Origin of the sequence: Streptomyces sp. SID1328 (assembly GCF_009865595.1) — a bacterium.
GTDB lineage: Bacteria > Actinomycetota > Actinomycetes > Streptomycetales > Streptomycetaceae > Streptomyces > Streptomyces griseoluteus.
In genome coordinates this window covers 1-604 of the sequence record NZ_WWKH01000432.1, presented here as the reverse complement: position 1 = coordinate 604, position 604 = coordinate 1, and the positions used below count along the sequence as shown (strand labels likewise).

Below are 604 nucleotides of genomic sequence, written 5' to 3'. Positions count from 1 at the left end.
ACGCCTCCGCGAGCGCCCGCGGGTTGCGCGGCGGTACGACCAGCCCGGTGCCCCCGATGACCTCCACCACCGCGCCCACGTCCGTGGACACCGTCGCCCGGCCGCAGAACATCGCCTCGGCCAGGCTGACCGGGAACCCCTCGACCACGCTGGACAGCACGACCACGGCCCCGGCGGCGTACGCGTCCGGCAGCGTCGGCGCCTCCGGCGCCCCCACCTCGGTGAACGACACGGGGTTGTCCCCCACGGCGTGCAGCCCCTCCGCCTCGTCCGGGAAGAGCTGGGCGGCCAGCGCCCGGCACTGCGCGAGGTACGCCTCCCCCTCGGCCCCGACGGGCACGCCCACGATGCGCAGCCGCGTGTGCGGCTCCTCCTTGCGGACCTCGGCGAAGGCGTGCAGCAGCGAGACCAGGTCCCGGCCGGGCTCGATCCTGCCGACCCACACCAGCGTGTCCGCGTCGGCGCGGTCGGGCGCCTCGCCGACCTCGGCGAACCGGGCGGCGTCCATGCCCGGATGGACGGTGCGGATGCGGGCCCGGTCGGCACCGCACCGCTCCTGCCAGCGCCGGGCGTGGCTGCTGCCGGGGGTGAGGACCTCGGCGCG

The 604-nt window shown here is 77.2% G+C and carries 1 protein-coding gene; it reads right to left on the bottom strand.

Annotated features, from left to right (window positions below; genetic code table 11):
• Nucleotides 1-604: glycosyltransferase (locus GT030_RS12815; protein WP_161201214.1), on the bottom strand; the 604-nt coding region annotated here is incomplete at both ends.